The organism is Janthinobacterium sp. SUN100 (assembly GCF_030397705.1).
Lineage (GTDB): Bacteria > Pseudomonadota > Gammaproteobacteria > Burkholderiales > Burkholderiaceae_D > Janthinobacterium > Janthinobacterium kumbetense.
Map to the genome: position 1 here is coordinate 51,442 of NZ_JAPUBU010000004.1, position 18,009 is coordinate 69,450.

General features: G+C 62.1%; 14 protein-coding genes. 8 read left to right on the forward strand and 6 right to left on the reverse strand.

The genetic code is table 11. The annotated features are described in order from the left end of the window. Window positions 1-104: 104 nt before the first annotated feature. Both O0881_RS20295 and O0881_RS20300 read left to right on the forward strand, forming a co-directional pair. Window positions 105-1,085, forward strand: a complete 981-nt coding sequence (locus tag O0881_RS20295) for a DUF2167 domain-containing protein (protein WP_289912694.1) — start codon at window positions 105-107, stop codon at window positions 1,083-1,085. Between the two features lie 112 nt (window positions 1,086-1,197). Then, window positions 1,198-1,707 carry a DUF1993 domain-containing protein gene (locus O0881_RS20300; RefSeq protein ID WP_086138669.1) on the forward strand — a complete coding sequence of 170 codons (510 nt, stop codon included), beginning with the start codon at window positions 1,198-1,200 and terminating at the stop codon, window positions 1,705-1,707. On the opposite strand, the gene O0881_RS20305 is transcribed toward O0881_RS20300, so the two are convergent. After that, a complete protein-coding gene (locus tag O0881_RS20305) occupies window positions 1,704-2,276 on the reverse strand; it encodes a glycine zipper 2TM domain-containing protein (protein WP_289912695.1) in 573 nt (190 codons plus the stop codon). The two genes, O0881_RS20300 and O0881_RS20305, sit on opposite strands and share 4 nt — an antisense overlap. 161 nt (window positions 2,277-2,437) lie before the next feature. On the opposite strand from O0881_RS20305, the gene O0881_RS20310 reads away from it, so the two are divergent. Then, the gene (locus tag O0881_RS20310) at window positions 2,438-3,550 is read left to right on the forward strand and encodes an NADH:flavin oxidoreductase/NADH oxidase (protein ID WP_289907263.1); all 1,113 of its coding nucleotides are present in this window, start codon (window positions 2,438-2,440) and stop codon (window positions 3,548-3,550) included. Window positions 3,551-3,590: 40 nt separating this feature from the next. Here the strand turns inward: O0881_RS20310 and O0881_RS20315 are convergent, their stop codons facing one another. Genes O0881_RS20315 through O0881_RS20325 form a run of 3 tightly spaced genes read right to left on the reverse strand, consistent with a single transcriptional unit; the run spans window position 3,591 to window position 6,057 of the window. Beyond that, window positions 3,591-5,051, reverse strand: a complete 1,461-nt coding sequence (locus O0881_RS20315) for a DUF3443 family protein (protein WP_289912697.1) — start codon at window positions 5,049-5,051, stop codon at window positions 3,591-3,593. 33 nt (window positions 5,052-5,084) lie between these two features. Next, window positions 5,085-5,651, reverse strand: a complete 567-nt coding sequence (locus O0881_RS20320) for a DUF2844 domain-containing protein (protein ID WP_289912699.1) — start codon at window positions 5,649-5,651, stop codon at window positions 5,085-5,087. Window positions 5,652-5,670: 19 nt separating this feature from the next. After that, window positions 5,671-6,057, reverse strand: coding sequence for a hypothetical protein (locus tag O0881_RS20325; RefSeq protein ID WP_289912700.1), 387 nt, complete (start codon window positions 6,055-6,057; stop codon window positions 5,671-5,673). A gap of 97 nt (window positions 6,058-6,154) precedes the next feature. Between O0881_RS20325 and O0881_RS20330 the strand changes: the two genes are divergently transcribed. The 5 genes from O0881_RS20330 (at window position 6,155) to O0881_RS20350 (ending at window position 13,931) form a co-directional block, all read left to right on the forward strand. Then, the gene (locus tag O0881_RS20330; RefSeq protein WP_289912701.1) at window positions 6,155-7,738 is read left to right on the forward strand and encodes an ATP-binding cassette domain-containing protein; all 1,584 of its coding nucleotides are present in this window, start codon (window positions 6,155-6,157) and stop codon (window positions 7,736-7,738) included. Between the two features lie 254 nt (window positions 7,739-7,992). Next, window positions 7,993-8,451: a RidA family protein gene (locus O0881_RS20335; RefSeq protein ID WP_076571881.1), complete on the forward strand. Its 459-nt coding sequence runs from the start codon at window positions 7,993-7,995 to the stop codon at window positions 8,449-8,451. Window positions 8,452-8,567: 116 nt separating this feature from the next. Further along, a complete protein-coding gene (locus O0881_RS20340; RefSeq protein WP_289912702.1) occupies window positions 8,568-9,998 on the forward strand; it encodes an amino acid permease in 1,431 nt (476 codons plus the stop codon). Between the two features lie 443 nt (window positions 9,999-10,441). Next, complete coding sequence (locus O0881_RS20345; RefSeq protein ID WP_099666227.1) at window positions 10,442-11,914, forward strand: amino acid permease; 1,473 nt, start codon at window positions 10,442-10,444, stop codon at window positions 11,912-11,914. A gap of 67 nt (window positions 11,915-11,981) precedes the next feature. Further along, window positions 11,982-13,931 (forward strand): S9 family peptidase, encoded by a 1,950-nt coding sequence (locus O0881_RS20350; protein ID WP_289912703.1) that lies wholly within the window; start codon window positions 11,982-11,984, stop codon window positions 13,929-13,931. A gap of 128 nt (window positions 13,932-14,059) precedes the next feature. Here the strand turns inward: O0881_RS20350 and O0881_RS20355 are convergent, their stop codons facing one another. Next, window positions 14,060-16,213: an FUSC family membrane protein gene (locus O0881_RS20355; RefSeq protein ID WP_289912704.1), complete on the reverse strand. Its 2,154-nt coding sequence runs from the start codon at window positions 16,211-16,213 to the stop codon at window positions 14,060-14,062. A gap of 90 nt (window positions 16,214-16,303) precedes the next feature. Then, window positions 16,304-17,992 carry a M14 family zinc carboxypeptidase gene (locus O0881_RS20360; protein ID WP_289912705.1) on the reverse strand — a complete coding sequence of 563 codons (1,689 nt, stop codon included), beginning with the start codon at window positions 17,990-17,992 and terminating at the stop codon, window positions 16,304-16,306. Window positions 17,993-18,009 lie beyond the last annotated feature (17 nt).

Genomic DNA, 18,009 nt, shown 5'->3' on the forward strand with positions numbered 1-18,009 from the left:
GCCTGGCGCTTTTTTTGCCAAAAAGATGCCGCATAGAAATAATTATCCATTAGGCAATCAACTGGTTTAAAATATTTTCCCTTTTGCAATTTATTGGACCGTTCATGTTGAAACGCCTGCTGACAGCCTTGCTGTGTCTGACCCTCTCCGGCCTGACGGCTGCCGCGCCTGCCGATGAGAAGGCTTCTGCGCCGGAAATGACGGCCGAACAATTCCTCGCCCAATTGCACCTGCAGCGCGGCAAGATCACCTTGCCGGGCGGTATCGCCACCCTGGACTTACCCACCAACTTCCGTTATCTGTCGCCGACGGACGCCGAACGCGTGCTGGTCGATGCCTGGGGCAATCCACCGGGCATGGAGTCGCTGGGCATGATCGTGCCCGCCAAGACCAGCGTGCTCGAGCGCGACAGCTGGGGTGTCATCGTCACGTATGAAAAGGAGGGGCATATCAAGGATGACGATGCGGACAGCATCAAGTACGACGAATTGCTCAAGGATATGCAGGCATCCGTGCTGGAAAACAATGCGGAGCGCAAGAAGCAGGGCTATCCCGGCATCCATTTGATGGGCTGGGCGGAAAAACCCAGCTATGCCAAGGATACGCACAAGCTGTACTGGGCCAAGGACTTGATGGTCGATGGCGGCGAGCATTCGCTCAACTACAACGTGCGCGTGCTGGGCCGCGAAGGCGTGTTGAACCTGAACGCGATCGCCAGCATGCAGCAGATCGAGGCGATCAAGAAAGAGATGCAGCAAGTGACGGCGTTCACGGAATTTACCGAGGGTAACCGCTACACGGATTTCGACAGCAAGACGGACAAGGTGGCCGAATATGGCCTGGCGGCGCTGGTGGCGGGTGGCGTGGCCAGCAAGCTGGGCCTGTTTGGCAAACTGCTGGCGCTGTTGCTGGCCTTCAAGAAAGTGCTGATCCTGGCCGTGGTGGGCGGCGGTGCGGCCATCGTCAAGTTTTTCGGCGGCAAGCGCAAGGAGAAGCCGGCGCCGCAGCCGCAGCCAGCACTGCAGCCTGAAGCGGCGGAACAGCCCGGCCATGCACCGGATGGCAAGGTAAACCTGGACAAGTAATAATAGCAACTGGGCCGCTCGGTGCGCTGGCGCACAGGAGTGGCATGGTGCGCGCTGCCGGAAGACGGCGCCTCGGGTACACTGGCTCATCGTTCATTCTCAGGAGTCCGCCATGTCCGTGTCCATGTATCAGGCAACCATTCCCGTCTTCATCCGCGGCTTGCGGGTCGTCTCGGCCTTGCTGGAAAAAGCGCAAGCCCATGTGGAGGAAGATGGCATCGTGCCCGAGATTTTACTGGGCGCGCAGCTGGCGCCCGACATGCTGGATCTGACGGCGCAGGTGCAGCGCGCCAGCGATACGTCGAAGATGTCGGTCGAGCGCCTGAGCGGCGTGCCGGCGCCGAAGTTCGAGGATAACGAAGCGTCGTTCGAACAGTTGCAAGAGCGCATCGCCAACACCATCGCCTACATCGACAGTGTGAATGCGGGCCAGATGGCGGGCAGCGCGCAGAAGGAAGTGGTGCTGAACTGGACCGACGAGGGCAAGAAATTCTCGGGAGACAATTACCTGCTCAGTTTTGCCTTGCCGAATTTTTATTTCCACGTCTCCATGGTCCACGCCATCCTCAGAAACAATGGCGTGGCCGTGGGCAAGCTCGATTATCTGGGACCGTACGATTAACGCTGTGGCTGCTGTTGGACCTGGTTCTGCACCGCGTTACCCAGCATGCCGCCGCCGATCACGCCGGCCACCGTCGCCAGCGCCTTGCCGCGGCCGCCACCGACCTGATTGCCGATCAAGCCGCCGATGACGGCGCCCGTGCCGATGCCCACGTAGTTCGGTTGTGCCGGCGCCGGTGCAGGCACTGGCTGCGGCTGGCGTACGGGTTCGCGGTAAGCCGTGTCGCGGTAGCCATCATTGTTATCGTTGTAGGCAGGACGCGCCTGCGCCACTTGCGTGTGGTGCACGACGCGCTTGTGCACGACGGGCGCCGGGGCTGGTGCCGGGGTGGCTTGCGCCACGACAGGCGCGGCGAGCGGGGCCGCCACAGGCGCTGCCAGGGCAGCGGCGCTGGCCGGCGTCATGGCGGCCACGTCGGCAGGGATGGCTGGCGTGGCAGGCACATTGGCCCGCGAATTGGGCAGGATGCCGGCGATGGACGCCGCGCCCACCAGGCACAGGACGGTCACGGAAATGGCGGCGCCGGCCATCAAGGGGTGGATGCGGCTGGCGGTAGTCGTCGTGTTCATGTGTTCTCCTGGGGGTGGTAATGCCGGTGTTGTTGATGTGTCCAGATTAGCGTCCTCGTCTGCGCAAGGCTAGCCCTTGCGCTGTATCAAACGTAAGCAGGTGTAAGCCGCACTTTCCAAAGCACAGTAGAATCGGTGCATTCCCTTCTCCGGAGTCCGCCATGAGCCAGTTATTCACGCCATATGCACTGGGGCCGCTGCTCGTGGCCAACCGTATCGCCATCGCGCCCATGTGTCAGTACTCGGCCGACAACGGCAACGCCACCGACTGGCACATGATCCACCTGGGCCACCTGGCCCTGTCCGGGGCGGGCTTGCTGATGACGGAAGCGACGGCCGTCTCGCCCGAGGGACGCATCTCGGCCGAAGACCTGGGCCTGTGGTCGGATGCGAACCAGGCGGCGCTGGCCAACGTGGTGCAGGCGATCCGCCGCCACGCGCCGATTCCGCTGGTGGTGCAACTGGGTCACGCAGGACGCAAGGCGTCGAGCCGCGCGCCCTGGCAGGGCGGCGCCTGCGTGCACCTGGCCGAGGGCGGCTGGCAAACGGTGGCGCCATCCGCCATCGCCCATTCTCCCGGTGAAACCGTGCCGATCGCCCTCGATGAGATGGGTTTGTTGCAGATCAAGGGCGCGTTTGTCGCGGCCGCCCAGCGCGTGCATGCGCTCGGCATCGAAGGCATCGAACTGCATGCGGCGCACGGTTATCTGCTGCACCAGTTCCTCTCGCCCCTGTCCAATCACCGTACCGACGTGTATGGCGGCAGCCTGGAAAACCGCATGCGTTTTCCGCTGGAAGTGTATGAAGCCGTGCGCGCCGCCGTGCCCGACAGCGTGGCCGTAGGCGTGCGCCTTTCCGCCACCGACTGGGTCGAGGGCGGTTGGGAAATTGAGCAAAGCGTGCGCTTCGCGCAGGAACTCAAGCAGCTGGGCGCCGACTTCATCCACGTCTCCAGCGGTGGCATTTCGCCACAGCAGCAAATTCCCGTGAGTCCCGGCTATCAGGTGGCGTTTGCCGAGCGCATCAAGCGCGACAGCGGCTTGCCCACCATCAGCGTGGGTTTGATCACGGAAGCGCAGCAGGCGGAAGACATCATTGCGCAAGGTCAATCCGACATGGTGGCGCTGGCGCGCGCCATCCTGTTCGACCCGCGCTGGCCCTGGCATGCGGCGGCCCAGCTGGGCGCGCAAGTGCAGGCGCCACCGCAGTACTGGCGCTCGCAGCCGCGCGAGTACAAGCACCTGTTCGGCGACACGACCCTGGGCCAGCGCTAGGAGTCCCGGCCCGGAGCGTAATCCGCCGGCGGCTGGAGGGCTAAGGCGTATGCGTAAAGGCGGGTCCCGTGGTGCTCACCCCCACTGCGGAGCGGCCATCGATCAGCATGCCAACCGAGCGGCCAAAGAAGAAGCTCGCCCCCATGTTCAAGGTCAGGTAAGGCGCGCCCACGGCGCCGGCCAAACCCTCGAACGCATGGGCGGTCGGATGCGCGGTGAACGCGGCCGATGCGTCCACGGTGAGGATGGAGACGCTCGAGACCGTGCCGGCACGGCCAGTGTTCGAGGCCGTGAGCGACAGGGTACCGCCGGGGCAGAAGAAGGAGGAGATTGCTCCACTGCAGGAGATGAAGTTGCCGCCAGCCGGGAAGAAGTTAATGCTCGAGCCGCTGTCGATGAAGCTGTTGCTCAAGGTACGGCCATTGAAGTCCGACGAAAAGTAGCCGAGATTGGTGGCGCCCAGTACCGAGCTGCCCGCTGGCAGGGCATTGTTCGAGCGGGTTCCCAGGCCGAAGATCAGCATGCCCTCGGCGCGCTCGGCAACGTGGTTCGACAAGGGGGGCAGGATGATGATGTTGCCATTGTTGTCGGCCCCAAAGCCCGTGAGGGGATTGCCAACCTGGTCCGCCAGCGGCACTGGAATTTGGCGGCATGGAACCGAGGAGCACGCGTAGTAGACGGGCGCGGCAAAGACCGTGCACGCGGAGCCGCAGTCTTGCGCGAACAAGCCCACGCCAATGATGCCCTTGGCGCCCACGTCCGCAGCCGTTTTCAGCATGGTGCCCTGGGTTTGGCACGATGCAGGGATGCTGGCAAATTTGGCACCCGGATCGGCGATGATCTGGATGGCCATGTTGGTGGCCAGCTTGCCGCCTTGATTGGTGCCGCCCATGCGGATGTCGGCCTTGCGGACGCTGCCCCAGGTGGTGCCGGAAATGAAGGAAATGCACTGGCCCAACGGTTCACCGCCTGAAGTGGCACTGGCCAGGCTGCCCAGCAGCTGGGAGGGCATGTCGGCGGCAAACACGCGCAATCCGACCGAGCCGGTGTCAACCAGGACATGGTCGATGACGGCGCAGTTGTTGGTATTGCCCGGAGCGCAAATTTTGACATCGACAAAGATCGCGTTCGGCGTGTTGCCGTTGCCGTTCGCGGGACCGGCATCGACATAGATAGGCGCGACATTGTCGTCGCCGATGACGGCGGCGACCGGATTCAACGGCGAGCCGCCGGGCTTGTTCTCCGGAGGCTTGATGATGATCGGCGGATCGACGGGGGTGACGGGCGGATTGGTGACGACCGGAGGCTCCACCACCACAGGCGGGCTGACGACGGGGGGCTCCACCACAGGCGGGGTCACGGGCGGGTTAGTCTGCACGGGAGGAGGGGCTGACGAGCCGGACCCGCCGCCGCAGGCGCTCAGGGCGAGGGTGGCGAACAGGGCAAATGCCGCGGACATCAATGGCAGGCGGAAGCGGTGCGCGAAGGGGGGCGTTTTCATGGAATCCTTGAGGGGGTGAATTGGGAGAGGCGCTTAGCGCAGTGTCGCCAGGTCGAAGCCTGCCGGCAGCCGGGAACTCAGGTAGGAGTAGCCCGAATAGGCGCGCAGGTGTCCGCTTGAAACGATGGTCCAGTCGCCGGCGGTGGCATTGAGCAGGCGCGGCGAACGAATCCGCGACGAACGCTGGGCGACCTGGGCGCGATCGAGGGAGGGTTTGTAGGCGCCCAGCAAGGATGCCAGGTCAGGCATGGTTGGGGCGGCCCACGACACGGCGAATACGAAGCCGCCGGCATCCGCAAACTCTGTGGCGACACCTCCATCGGGCAGGACGATCCTGTGGCTGGAATACGGCAAACTCGTCGAGGCCGATGCGTCCAGGACGGTTGAAAAGGAGCGCGCATGCATGGCCCTGGCATCGGCGACGGGCCCTTGGGCCGGCGAGATGACGTCGCCCAGGCCTGCCTGGGCAGCAGGGGAGAAAATACCCAGCAGGCATGCCAGGATGGCGGGACGCATGGCAGGCAGCGCAGGCGACGAAGCGGCTGCCATCGCCAGCTGGTTTGTGCGCCGCGCCGGGCCACTACGTGGATAATTAAACATACCGACACCTCTTCATTTGCTAATCATAAATAATCGCCCCTCTTTTCCGCTTGCCTCCTTGCGCGGATTCAGGAAAGGCGTCTCTATTTGGAAATTTCCTCAAGGAAACATGCTGATAAGAAAAGTCCTGCTGCGAAGCCATTGCATGACGCGCGCATAACATCGCCCTGCCATCGAATGCCGCTTCAGCATCGGGTTCCACCGCTGCGATGGGCCGACGATGAAATTCTTGCTTTGCGACAAGATGAAAAATACCGCAGCCGTGGAGAATAAGATTGAATCTGTGCGACAAATGCTGATCGATATGACAAAAATTCCGCGTGGCCCGCATTGGGCAATAGCTTTCATCTTCTGCTAAACTCCGGTTTCTTCTACTATTCATTCCGGACACTTCGACATGCGCCATTGATACTGCCGTGCTGTGCACGGCCTCGCCCTTCCCGCCACAGCGCCTTTGCGCCGCGCGGGTTCGCCAGCCCTGTCTGCACGTACAAGGAGTATCCATGCCCGCATTACTACAACTCGACCGTCTTTCCTTCGTGCTGCCCGATGGCCGCACCCTGTTTTCCGATTTGCAATTCGCGTTTGCCCCGCATCGTATCGGCCTCGTCGGCGATAACGGTGTGGGCAAGAGCGTGCTGACGCGCCTGCTGGCATGCCAGGCGCAGCCGTCTTCTGGCGCCGTGCGCTGTGACGGCGCCGTGCATTACGTGGCGCAGGAACTCGATCCGCAGCGCTATCCCACCGTGGCGGCCCTCGCCGGCGTGGCCAGCTTGCTGGCGGCGCTGGCGCGCATCGCCGAAGGTAGCATCGACGAGGCCGACTACGCCCTGGTGGGAGACCGCTGGGATGCCCATGCGCGCTTGCGCCAGGCGCTCGACGCGCTTGATTTATCTCATGTCGACGCCGACACGCCGACGGCTGGCCTGAGCGGTGGCGAGCGCCAGCGCATCGCCCTGCAAGGCGCCTGGCTGTCGCAGGCGGACTGGCTGGTCCTCGATGAGCCGAGCAATCACCTTGATGTCCATCAACGTGCTCGCCTGGTGGCGCAGATGGCGCGCTGGCCGGGCGGCTTGCTGCTGATCAGCCATGACCGCGGCTTGCTGCAGCACGTCGATGAAATTGTCGAGCTGTCGCCGCAGGGCTTGCGCAGCTATGGCGGCAATTACGCCATGTTTGCGCAGCAGCGCGCGCTGGAGCAGGCTGGCTACGCCGCCGTCCTGCAGGCGGAAAAGTCCGGCGCCAGGCGCGAACAGCGCGAGGCGCAGCAGCAGGCCGAACGCCAGCAGAAACGGGTGACGCGCGGTGAGCGCGAGGGCCGCGAAGGCAATCAAAGCAAGCTGCTGCTCGACGCGAAAAAGGAGAAAAGCCAGGATAGCCAAGGCAGGCTGCGCGTGCGCGCGCAAGAGGCGCAGCAGGCGCGCCAGCAAAGGGTGATGGACGCCAGCGCCCGCTGCGCGCCCGAGGCCGAACGGCTGCTGCTGGCGCCCGAGAGTGGCGTGCCGAACGGGAAACTGATCCTGGAGCTGCGCGCATTGGTCTTGCCGCATGGCCAGGCGCACGCCATCAACCTGGTGCTGAGCGGCCCGCGCCGCCTGGCCGTGACGGGAGACAATGGCAGCGGCAAGTCGACCCTGCTGCGCGTGATCGCGGGACAGCTGGCGCCCGCCAGCGGCGCGCTGCGCTGCCATGCGCAGGTGGCGTGGCTGGACCAGCATGCGGGGTTGCAAGACGGCGAGTGGAGCGCCGTGCAACGCTTGCAGGAACGCAACAGCATTGTGCCGGAAGGCGAGTTGCGCACGCGGCTGGCGCTGCTGGGCATTGCCGGCGCGCGCGCCACCATGCCCAGCCGTTTGCTGAGCGGGGGCGAACGCATGAAGGTGGCGCTGGCGGCCGAACTGTATGCGCAGACGCCGCCGCAATTGCTGCTGTTAGATGAACCCGACAATCATCTGGACCTGGCCAGCCTGCAGGCGCTCGAGCAGATGCTGCTGCAATATCAGGGGACGTTACTTGTGGTTTCGCATGACCAGGCATTTCTGCAGGCGATAAACCTTGACCCGGAGGGCTTGACATTGCACAAATGACAATTGAATGAAAAAATACACGCTCGATGCCTGGAGAGCATGCTTCATGAACCGATGCTGAATTTTGTTTGATTGTCGGTATAATCCACTGAATAACCGGGCCTATTTGTGAACTAAAACTGCTGGTTCACCAATATGATGACGTTTAATCTGGCACTGTTGTCGGTCACTGCCGCGCTGCCAGGGCGTCATCCTCCGTGCCCTGCCGTGCATGAATTTTGGTTTCGCTTATATTGTTTTCTTGGAGAAATAGCATGTCGTTTTACGAAAAACTCAAAGCCCTCAACATCGAATTGCCAGTCGTTGCCGCACCAGCTGCCGCTTACGTGATGCATGCCCGCACGGGCAACACCGTCTTCCTGTCCGGCCACCTGGCCAAGAAGGATGGCAAGGTCTGGGTGGGTCAACTGGGCAAGGACGTCACCACGGAAGAAGGCAAGATCGCTGCGCGCGGCATCGCCATCGAACTGATCGCCACATTGCAAGACGCGTGCGGCGGCGACTTGAGCAAGGTCAAGCGCATCGTCAAGGTCATGAGCCTGGTCAATTCCACTTCTGAATTCACGGAACAGCACCTGGTGACCAATGGCGCCTCGGAACTGTTCGTCGAAGTCTTCGGCGACAGCGGCAAGCACGCCCGCTCCGCCTTCGGCGTGGCGCAAATCCCGCTGGGCGCTTGCGTCGAGATCGAACTGATCGCCGAACTGGCCTGATCACCTGAGCATGCCGGCGCCTGTCGCCGGCTCGCCTTTTCCTCCTTTCCAGCAAGAGCGGAACCGCCATTGGGGTGGAGGGATCGGTGTATTCAAGAAAAAAACGGAGACACGTAATGAAAACGAGTGAACAAGGCTTGCACCGCGGCCTGGGCGAGCGGCAGATTCGCCTGATGGCGCTGGGCGCCGCGATTGGCGTGGGCCTGTTTTTGGGTTCCGGCAATGCAATCAAGATGGCCGGTCCCGGCATCATGCTGTCGTACATCATCGGTGGCGCGGTCATCTTCATGATCATGCGCGCGCTGGGCGAAATGGCCGTGCACAACCCTGTGGCCGGTTCCTTCAGCCGCTATGCCCAGGATTACCTGGGCCCCCTGCAAGGCTATCTGACGGGCTGGAACTACTGGTTCCTGTGGCTGGTTACGTGCGTGGCGGAAATTACCGCCGTCGCCATCTACATGGGTATCTGGTTCCCCGACGTGCCGCGCTGGATCTGGGCCTTGGCGGCCCTCGGCTCCATGGGCGCGATCAATTTGCTGGCCGTGAAAGCCTACGGCGAATTCGAATTCTGGTTTGCCCTGATCAAGGTGGTCACCATCATCCTGATGATCGTCGGCGGCACGGGCATGATCATCTTCGGTTTCGGCAATGGCGGCGTGGCCATCGGTATTTCCAACCTGTGGACGCATGGCGGCTTCTTCCCGAATGGCGCGCAGGGCGTGCTGATGTCGCTGCAGATGGTGATGTTTGCCTACCTGGGCGTGGAAATGATCGGTCTGACGGCCGGCGAAGCGGCGAACCCGAAGAAATCGATTCCTGACGCTATCAATTCGGTGTTCTGGCGCATCCTGATTTTCTATGTCGGCGCACTGTTCGTCATCCTGTCGATTTACCCATGGAATGAAATCGGCACCACCGGCAGCCCCTTCGTCATGACGTTCGAACGCCTGGGCATCAAGACGGCCGCCGGCATCATCAACTTCGTCGTGCTGACGGCAGCCTTGTCGTCGTGCAATGGCGGTATCTTCAGCACGGGCCGCATGCTGTACAACCTGGCCCTGCAAGGCCAGGCGCCGAAGGCGTTTGCGGAAACGACGGCCAGCGGCGTGCCGCGCCGCGCCATCCTGGTGTCCGTGTTTGCCCTGCTGCTGGGCGTGCTGCTGAACTACCTGGTGCCGGAAAAAGTGTTTATCTGGGTTACCTCGATTTCCACCTTCGGCGCCGTCTGGACCTGGGGCGTGATCCTGGTCACGCAAATCCAGTTCCGCAAGACCTTGACGCCGCTGGAAATCAAGAACCTGGCCTTCCGCATGCCGTTCGCGCCCTACGGTTCCTGGATTTCGCTGGCTTTCCTGGCGCTGGTGATCGGCCTGATGGCGTATTTCCCCGATACGCGCATCGCCCTGATGGTGGGACCGGCCTGGCTGATCCTGCTGACGGTGCTGTACTACGCGCTGGGCCTGGCGCCGAAAGACCGCCGCGATGACGTGCCGCAAGGCTACGAAGCGGGCTGGCCGCCGGCCGATGTGCCGCATGCTAAAAAGTAATTCAGCCTAGTTGAGCTGAATCAAAAGCGCGCCCCTGCACTTGCAGCGGCGCGCTTTTTCTTTCATATTGGCCATTCCATGCAGCACTAACGCCAGTACGCGTTTGATGGCGCACGCCTGGCGTTGTTTCCTTGCATCAAAGTTCTGTTTAGCTGAACCGATGAAAGCCCTATAATCGCTTAGTTTTGAAAATGGACGCGATCTTTCCGGTTTTTTGCCAGGTAGGGCCGGAGCGCCGTTTTTAAGTGTTTTTAGCCGTCATGTTTCAAGCAGCATCTAACAAAACCGTAGCGAGCGGATGTGAGGCTCGGTGCTCCCGGGCTAGGTAGCGCAGCTGTGCGAATGCACGGGGACGCCGAGTCAGTGAGCATCGCAGGCCGCAAATCACGACGCGCAGTAGGTTTTGGCAGGTGTTCAAGTGCATGCCTCATAAAGGAAGTCTAGTGAGCCAAACCCTGGTCCAGAAACTTTGCCGCACCAAGCCGATCGATACCACGGTCGAATATGGTGAAGGCCTCAGCAGCAGTGGCTTGAGCCGGTCCATCGGCCTGTTTTCCCTCACCATGATCGGCGTGGGCGCCACCATCGGCACGGGCATTTTCTTTACCATGGTCGAAGCCGTGCCCAAGGCGGGCCCATCGGTCGTCCTGTCTTTCCTGATCGCCGCCATTACGGCAGGCCTGACGGCCCTGTGCTATGCGGAGCTGTCGTTCCGCATTCCCGCCTCCGGCTCTTCGTATTCGTTTGCCTACGCTACCGTGGGCGAGTTCCTGGCCTTCATCATGGCCGCCTGTCTGCTGCTGGAGTACGGCTTGGCGGGCAGTGCCGTGGCCATCGGCTGGTCGTCCTACCTGAATAATTTCCTGGAAAATGCCTTCGGCTGGCACATTCCCGAGATGCTGCGCACGCCGATGATCGTTTCCGGCCCGCATGGCATGGAGTTTCATGCCGGCCACATCAACCTGCCGCCCATCTTTTTGATCTGCATGTGCGGCTTTTTGCTGCTGCGCGGCGCCAAGGAATCGGCCCTGATGAACGCCATCATGGTCATCATCAAGCTGGCGATCCTCGTGTTTTTCATCGTCATCGCGTTTTCCGGCTTCAATGCCGACAATTTCTTCCCCTTCTTCAATGCCGACAATAGCAAGGGCTTTGCCGGCATGACGGGCGTCACGGCGGCGGCCGGTACCGTCTTCTTCTCCTTCATCGGCCTCGATACGGTGGCGACGGCCGGCGACGAAGTGAAAAATCCCACGCGCAATGTGCCGCGCGGCATCCTCGGCGCCTTGCTCATCGTCACCGTGTTTTACCTGCTGGTGGCCGTGGCCGCCCTCGGCGCGCAACAGGCGAAATTGTTCGAAGGCCAGGAAGCGGGCCTGGCGGTGATCCTGCAAAACGTCACGGGCAAGACCTGGCCCGCGCTGGTGCTATCGGCCGGCGCCGTCATTTCCGTCTTCAGCGTGACCCTGGTGACGATCTACGGCCAGACGCGCATCCTGTTTGCCGTCAGCCGCGACGGCCTGATCCCGAAGTCGTTCCAGAAGATCCACCCGCGCACCCTGGTGCCGGTGAGCAATACGATCATAGTTTGTCTGGTGGTGGCCGTGGTGGCCGGTTCCGTCGATGCGACTTACTTGTGGGACATGGTCAGCATAGGTACCCTCACAGCCTTCATGGTGGTGTCGATTGCCGTGCCCGTGCTGCGTCACAAGCAGGGCGCGAACCGCATCGAAGGCTTCAGCGTGCCGTTCGGGCCGTATGTGATTCCTGGCCTCAGCGTGCTCGCTTGCCTGTACATCATGCGCGATTTGCCGCATACGACGTTTGTCGTGTTCAGTGTGTGGATGGCGGTGACGGTAGCCATTTATTTCCTGTACAGCATGCGGCATTCGCACCTGGGCAAGAAGGCCCGCTAATGCAGTCTGCTCCATCCGAAACCGCCGCGCTTGCCGGCGGTTTTTTTTATTTCTAACCGGAATTTACATGATGAAAATAACTGATCTGGCCGCTTGCGGCTTGCTGGCAAGCAGCCTTCTGGGCACCCTGGCACAGGCCGCTTCTGCCACCGAGCCGGCCTTGCGCGATTACCGCGCCGTCGCTCTGTCGGCCAATGGCCAGCGCATCGCCGCCATCGAATCGAGCAGGGCGGGCGAACTGCCGCAGCGCCCGCATGCGGTCATCGTCGTGCGCGACGCCGCCAACGGCGCCATCGTGCAGCAATTCGATCCGTGCGCCGTGTGTTCCTACGACAAGCCCAGCTGGTCGCCCGATGGCCGGCAGCTGGCCTTTGTCGGTTACGACGCCAAGGCGGGTACGGCGCAACTGTACCTGGCCACGATGACACAGGCGCAAACCCAGATATTGACGAACATCAAAGGTGTGGCCAGTACGGCGCGCTGGTCGCCGGATGGCAAGCAGCTGGCCCTGCTCGCGACGGTGGGCGCGCGCAAGCTGGCCGGCGCCGTGGAAGCGGGCGCGCGCCAGGTGGGCGAAGTGGGCAGCGAAGACGATGCCCAGCGCATCGCCGTCGTGCCGGTCAGCGGCGGCGAGCCGCGTCTGCTGTCGCCCAGCGACACCTATGTGTATGAATACAGCTGGACGCCCGATGGCCGCGGCTTTGTCGCCACCAGCGCGCAAGGCAATGGCGACAGCAATTGGTGGGTCGCCAAGCTCAGCCATATTGATGCGGCCACGGGCGCCCTGCGCGTGATCGCGTCGCCGGCCATGCAGCTGAACCTGCCTTCGGTTTCACCGGATGGCAAGACGGTGGTCTTCATCGGCGGCCTGATGAGCGATTTCGGCTCCATCGGCGGCGATATCTACACTGTACCGCTGGCCGGCGGCACGCCGCGCAATCTCACGCCAGACTATCGCGGCACCTTCAATGGCGTCGTCTGGCGCGGCGCCGGCTTGCTGGCAACGGCCCTGATCGACTCGCAGCTGGCGCTGGTGCCCATCGATGCGCAAAGCGGCCCGTCCCGGCCTGTGCTGCTCGGTGAACTCAGCAGCAGCGGCAGCGATGGCCGCCTGTCGTTCAGCGCCGATGGCCGTCACGCCGCTGCCGCCCAGGAAGATTTTACGCACGCCAGCTACCTGGTGGCGGGACCGGTGGGCCAGCTGAAAAAGATTACGCGCGACAATGACGGTTTTGCGCCGCAACTGACGGTGCAGAACGTGGGCTGGAATAACGAGCAATACAAGGTGCAAGGCTGGCTGCTGGGGCCGTTGAAGGCGGATGCAGGCAAGCGCTACCCGATGGTCGTCAACGTGCATGGCGGCCCGGGCGCCGCCGCCTCGCCCCGTTACGTGGGAGCGAGCACCCTGATCCATGAATTGACGCAAAAGGGTTATTTCGTCTTCCTGCCCAATCCGCGCGGCAGCTTTGGCCAGGGCCAGGCTTTTACGCGCGCCAACATGGCCGACTTCGGCGGCGGCGACTGGCGCGACATCCTGGCCGGCATTGATGCCGCGCAAAAAGTGGCGCTCATCGATGGGGACCGCCTGGGCCTGATCGGCCATTCGTATGGCGGCTTCATGACCATGTGGGGCGTCACGCATAGCGACCGTTTCAAGGCGGCCGTGGCGGGCGCGGGCGTGTCGAACTGGATCAGCTATTACGGCCAGAACGGCATCAACCAGTGGATGATCCCGTTCTTTGGCGCCTCCGCGTATGACAATCCCGCCGTCTACCGCAAGGCTTCACCCATCGAATCGATCAAGGCGGCCAAGACGCCGACCCTGATCTACGTGGGCGAGCGCGACGTGGAAACGCCGGCTGCCCAGTCGCTGGAATTCTGGCACGGCTTGCGCGCCATGGGCGTGCCGTCCAGCCTGTTCATCTACGACGGCGAAGGCCATTCCTTCCGCAAGCCCGAGCATCAGCGCGACTTGCAGAAGCGCACCATCGGCTGGTTCGAGCGTTATTTGAAGTAGTCATTGGCGGCCTGCCGTAGGCAGGCTAGCCTGGATAAAGCGGCTGACAAAATGTTCAGGGCTAGGCGCCGTGCCGAAGGCAGTACGAATGTACGACGAGGCGCGGCAACAACGCCATGGACTTTTTGTCAGGCGCGTGGCGAGACGATATGCACGATCGCCGCGCTATGTATCACGATCTTATCCGCATCTGCCTGTAACAAGCGGATGCGGCGTTGCACCAGCGGCCAGCCCGACCAGGCCACGTCGCTGACGGGCGGCGCGGCAGGCACTGCCAGCGGGGCGCTGATGACGGCCTGGTTGTCGAGCTGATCCAGCGCGCGCGACAGGGTCAAACACACTTGCGTATGGCTGTGGCTGAGCAGGGCGTTGACGGGCGCGACGGGCAGCTGGCTGGCATGCCGGCCCAGGATGGAGCGCAGCGCCGCCACGTGGGCGACCAGCAAGTAATTTTGCACGATGAACAGGTTGATGTCTTCCACGGCCCGCTGCTTGCTGGCCGGTTCATCGAGCATGCGCACCAGCGCCGAGCTGAGCGCAGCCAGGCTGTCCATCAATCGCTTGCGCTCGATGCGGTAGGCGAAGTCATCGAAACATTTCCCCTGCAGCAGCGCGAAGCTGGCCTGCATATAACTCACATTCACATTCAGCACCTGGCGCACCAGCCGTGGCAGGCTCTGGTATTCCCAGTTGGCCAGCACGAAGCTGAACACGGTCGCCACTGCCGCGCCGATCAGGGTATCGATCAGGCGCTCGCTGACGAGGTTCGGGTTGCTGGGCGCCACCAGGTGCATTTGCAGCAGAATCATCAGGCTCACGGCGATGGCCGTGTAGCGGTAGCGCAAATAGATGAAGGTGGGCGTGGCCACGATGGAGAGGAACAGGATGGCCATCAGCACGATATTGCTGTGCACGAAGCGGATCACGATGGCCGTGATGATGCAGCCGATGATGGTGCCGATGATGCGGTCGGCGCGGCGCTGGCGCGTCATGCTGAACGTGGGGCGCAAGATGATGACGATGGTCAATACGATCCAGTAGCTGTGCGCCGCATATGGCAGCCAGTGTCCGATCAGCAATCCCACCGAGATGGCCATCGATACGCGCAGGGCGAAGCGGAACACGGGCGAGTCCAGGCGCAGATTCGACAGCAGGGTTTTCAGCTCGTATTTCTGCTGCGACAGGAACGGCGCCATGTCCGCACCGCTCCAGAACGGCACGTTGTCATACACTTTCTGGCTGGCCAGGTGCAATTCCGCGATCATTTTCAGAATGGCGCGGATCTTGTTGCGCTGCGCGCGCAGGGTAGCCAGCGCTTCCTGCGCAGCATCGCCTTTTGCGTGCAGACGGGCAATTTCCTCTTCGATATCGGCCCATTCCTTGTCGTAACTGATCTGCGCATACGAGGCGCGCTTGCGCGTGACGGCGTAGGCCACGGCTTCGATGTCGCGCGCCGCCTTGTAGGCCAGGTCGTGCAAGGATTTCAGTACGTCGGAGTCCGCCAGGTGCTGGCGCAGCAGCGCGTAATCCGTGTGCGTGGAGAGTATCAGTTCATACAGATCCAGCATGCACACGTGCACCTGCACGACGATAGCATCCTTGCTGTTCTTGTGGCTGCGCAAGATCAAGTCGCGCGATGCCTGCTGGCGGTCGGCGAGGATGCTTTGATGGCGCACCAGCTTGTTGAACTGTTCCGTCAGGTTAAAACGGGTGTCGTAGAAATCGGCCTTGATGTCGATGTAGGCGGCCAGTTCGAACAGGGCTTCGGCCAGCACTTGCTGCTTGATGCGGTGGCGCAAGACCCAGGCGATGGCCATGGCGTACGCCAGATAGATGAGGCCACCGAGCATGAACAGGCCCGCATGGTGGAACGATTGCTGCCACGTCATCTGGTGCTCCATCGACATGGTCATGATGAACAGGGCGGCCAGCTGCAAGGGCATGGATTTCTTGCCGTACACCACCATCATGCTGGCGAGGAAACTCACGAGCACGAGCACCGTCATCAACAGCCACTGCACGGGGCCGCACAGGCTGATTAACAAAGTGACGGCACTGCACAGCAGCACGGAAGCGAGCATTTCATTGAACTTGTGGCGCAGCGGGCTGGGCATGTCCATCAGGGTCGTGCACAGGGCGCCGATGCACACCGTCATGGCGGTGGCGCTGTCGCTGATTTCCTGGGTCAGCAAGGCCAGGCCGACGAGACCGATGGCAACGCGCAAGCCCAGGTAAAAATAATGGCTGTAAATAAAGGTGCGCAGGTTCAGTGCGTAGTGCATGGGATTACCTTGTGGGTAGGGCACAGAAAGAGGCGCCGCACCGGGGTCTCCGATGCGGCGCCAGGATGTTGCAGTCGCTACAGCCTTGATTTACATCAGGGCAATCACGGGATATCTACGCCATTCTGGCTCGGCAAAGCGCTGGCAGTGTGCAAAGATGAAATTCAGCACGGCTTCCTGATTGCTCAGCAGGGCCGGATTCGCTGCTTTCCACTCGGCAAACTTGGCGGCCAGCGCAGGCTCGTCGCGCAGCAGTTCGGAAGCCATGTCTTCGAACACGTAATCGGAAAACGCTTCTTTCTTCTCCAGCACGCTGTTGAAGAAACCCCAGCGGAAGAAGCTGTCGTGCGCCTGCGGTTCCAGGGTTTCCACGGCGTAGCGGGCGTTGTCCTGGTCCAGGCTGATCACATAATCGCCTGCCTGCACGGTGAACTGGCCCGTGCGCGCTTCGAGTTCCACATTGTCGTGGAACATGTGGCCTTCGTAGGCCGTGGCCCGCGTGCCGACGTCGGTGATGTGGTAGTAGCGCGCCGTTAGCGTCTGTTCGGTGGTGATGCGGTGCATTTCGACGCCGTTCCAGCGCAGCCGTTCGATGACTTCGCGCCACGCTTGCGGCACGATATAGGCTTTCGGCGCGGCCACGGTGACGTCCGCATCGAAGCGGTTGTAGTACTTGATATCGCGTTCCCACGGCTGCGAGCGGTCATACGACAGGCGCTGGTAGTCGCCCAGGATACTCGGCGTGTATTGCGCCGCATAGCCCTTGAAGGGGAAGGTCGACGGCTGTTCTTCATTCATGGCCCAGTGGATCGGCCATGCGGCTTGCGTGCGTCCGGCCGCCTTCGCTTGCGCGCGCAGCTGCTTGATCTGTTCGCCATGTTTGACCGTGAACGCCATGGTGATGTCGAGCAGGGCGCGCATGGAAGCGTAGCGGTCGGCAAACGGTTTCAGCATGTGCGTTTCCGGCATGAAACCGATGACGTGATGCAAGGCCGCAAAGCCGGTCGAGAAACGGGGCACTTCGAGAAATTCGGCGATGCCGTGGTCGGGGCTATCCTTGACGGGGTTCACGTACGGGCAGGTGGGCCAGCCGGCTTGTTCCATCTGCGCAAAGATGTGCGGCAGCATGGTGTCTTGCAGGAAGGGACCGAGGCCATTGCCCAGCTTATCCGTCTGCGTGTGGATCAGGGTCATCGTGTACGGATAGTCGGCGCCGTTCGACGTGTGCGTGTCGACCATCACGTCCGGGTCCCAGCTGGCCAGCAGGCGGTTGAACACTTGCGCATTCAGGCTGTCGCACTTGATGAAATCGCGGTTCAGGTCCAGGTGGCGGCTGTTGCCGCGGAAACCGAATTGCTCCGGGCCATCCTGGTTCACCCGCGACGTGTTGGCGCGGTTCAGGCTGCCATCGACATTGTAGATCGGAATGAACAGCAATACCGTGCTGCCCAGCGCCGCCAGGCGCTCCGGCTGCGTGCACAGGTCGCGCACGATGGCCATGCAGGCGTCGATGCCTTCCGGTTCGCCCGGGTGGATGCCGTTATTGTTGAAGAATACGGTGCGGCCTGCGCGCTTGATTTGCTCGCGGTCAAACACGCCGTCCGCGCTGACGACGCCAGCGTGGATGGGCACGCCCGAGTCGGACAGGCCGATCTGTTCGAAATGCAGCACCTGCGGATAGCGTGCGGCAAGATCTTGATAGAAGGTGATGCATTCCAGCCAGGTCGTGGTCTGGTTGTGGTTACCGAGTTCGTAGGTCGTGCGCAAGTCTGGTGGCATAGCGGTCTGAGTCTGGG

Bases quoted from the DNA above. Each gene is read 5' to 3' on its own strand.
- O0881_RS20295 (WP_289912694.1), top strand. From the start codon at position 105: ATGTTGAAACGCCTGCTGACAGCCTTGCTGTGTCTGACCCTCTCCGGC.
- O0881_RS20300 (WP_086138669.1), top strand. From the start codon at position 1,198: ATGTCCGTGTCCATGTATCAGGCAACCATTCCCGTCTTCATCCGCGGC.
- O0881_RS20305 (WP_289912695.1), bottom strand. From the start codon at position 2,276: ATGAACACGACGACTACCGCCAGCCGCATCCACCCCTTGATGGCCGGC.
- O0881_RS20310 (WP_289907263.1), top strand. From the start codon at position 2,438: ATGAGCCAGTTATTCACGCCATATGCACTGGGGCCGCTGCTCGTGGCC.
- O0881_RS20315 (WP_289912697.1), bottom strand. From the start codon at position 5,051: ATGAAAACGCCCCCCTTCGCGCACCGCTTCCGCCTGCCATTGATGTCC.
- O0881_RS20320 (WP_289912699.1), bottom strand. From the start codon at position 5,651: ATGTTTAATTATCCACGTAGTGGCCCGGCGCGGCGCACAAACCAGCTG.
- O0881_RS20325 (WP_289912700.1), bottom strand. From the start codon at position 6,057: ATGGCGCATGTCGAAGTGTCCGGAATGAATAGTAGAAGAAACCGGAGT.
- O0881_RS20330 (WP_289912701.1), top strand. From the start codon at position 6,155: ATGCCCGCATTACTACAACTCGACCGTCTTTCCTTCGTGCTGCCCGAT.
- O0881_RS20335 (WP_076571881.1), top strand. From the start codon at position 7,993: ATGTCGTTTTACGAAAAACTCAAAGCCCTCAACATCGAATTGCCAGTC.
- O0881_RS20340 (WP_289912702.1), top strand. From the start codon at position 8,568: ATGAAAACGAGTGAACAAGGCTTGCACCGCGGCCTGGGCGAGCGGCAG.
- O0881_RS20350 (WP_289912703.1), top strand. From the start codon at position 11,982: ATGATGAAAATAACTGATCTGGCCGCTTGCGGCTTGCTGGCAAGCAGC.
- O0881_RS20355 (WP_289912704.1), bottom strand. From the start codon at position 16,213: ATGCACTACGCACTGAACCTGCGCACCTTTATTTACAGCCATTATTTT.
- O0881_RS20360 (WP_289912705.1), bottom strand. From the start codon at position 17,992: ATGCCACCAGACTTGCGCACGACCTACGAACTCGGTAACCACAACCAG.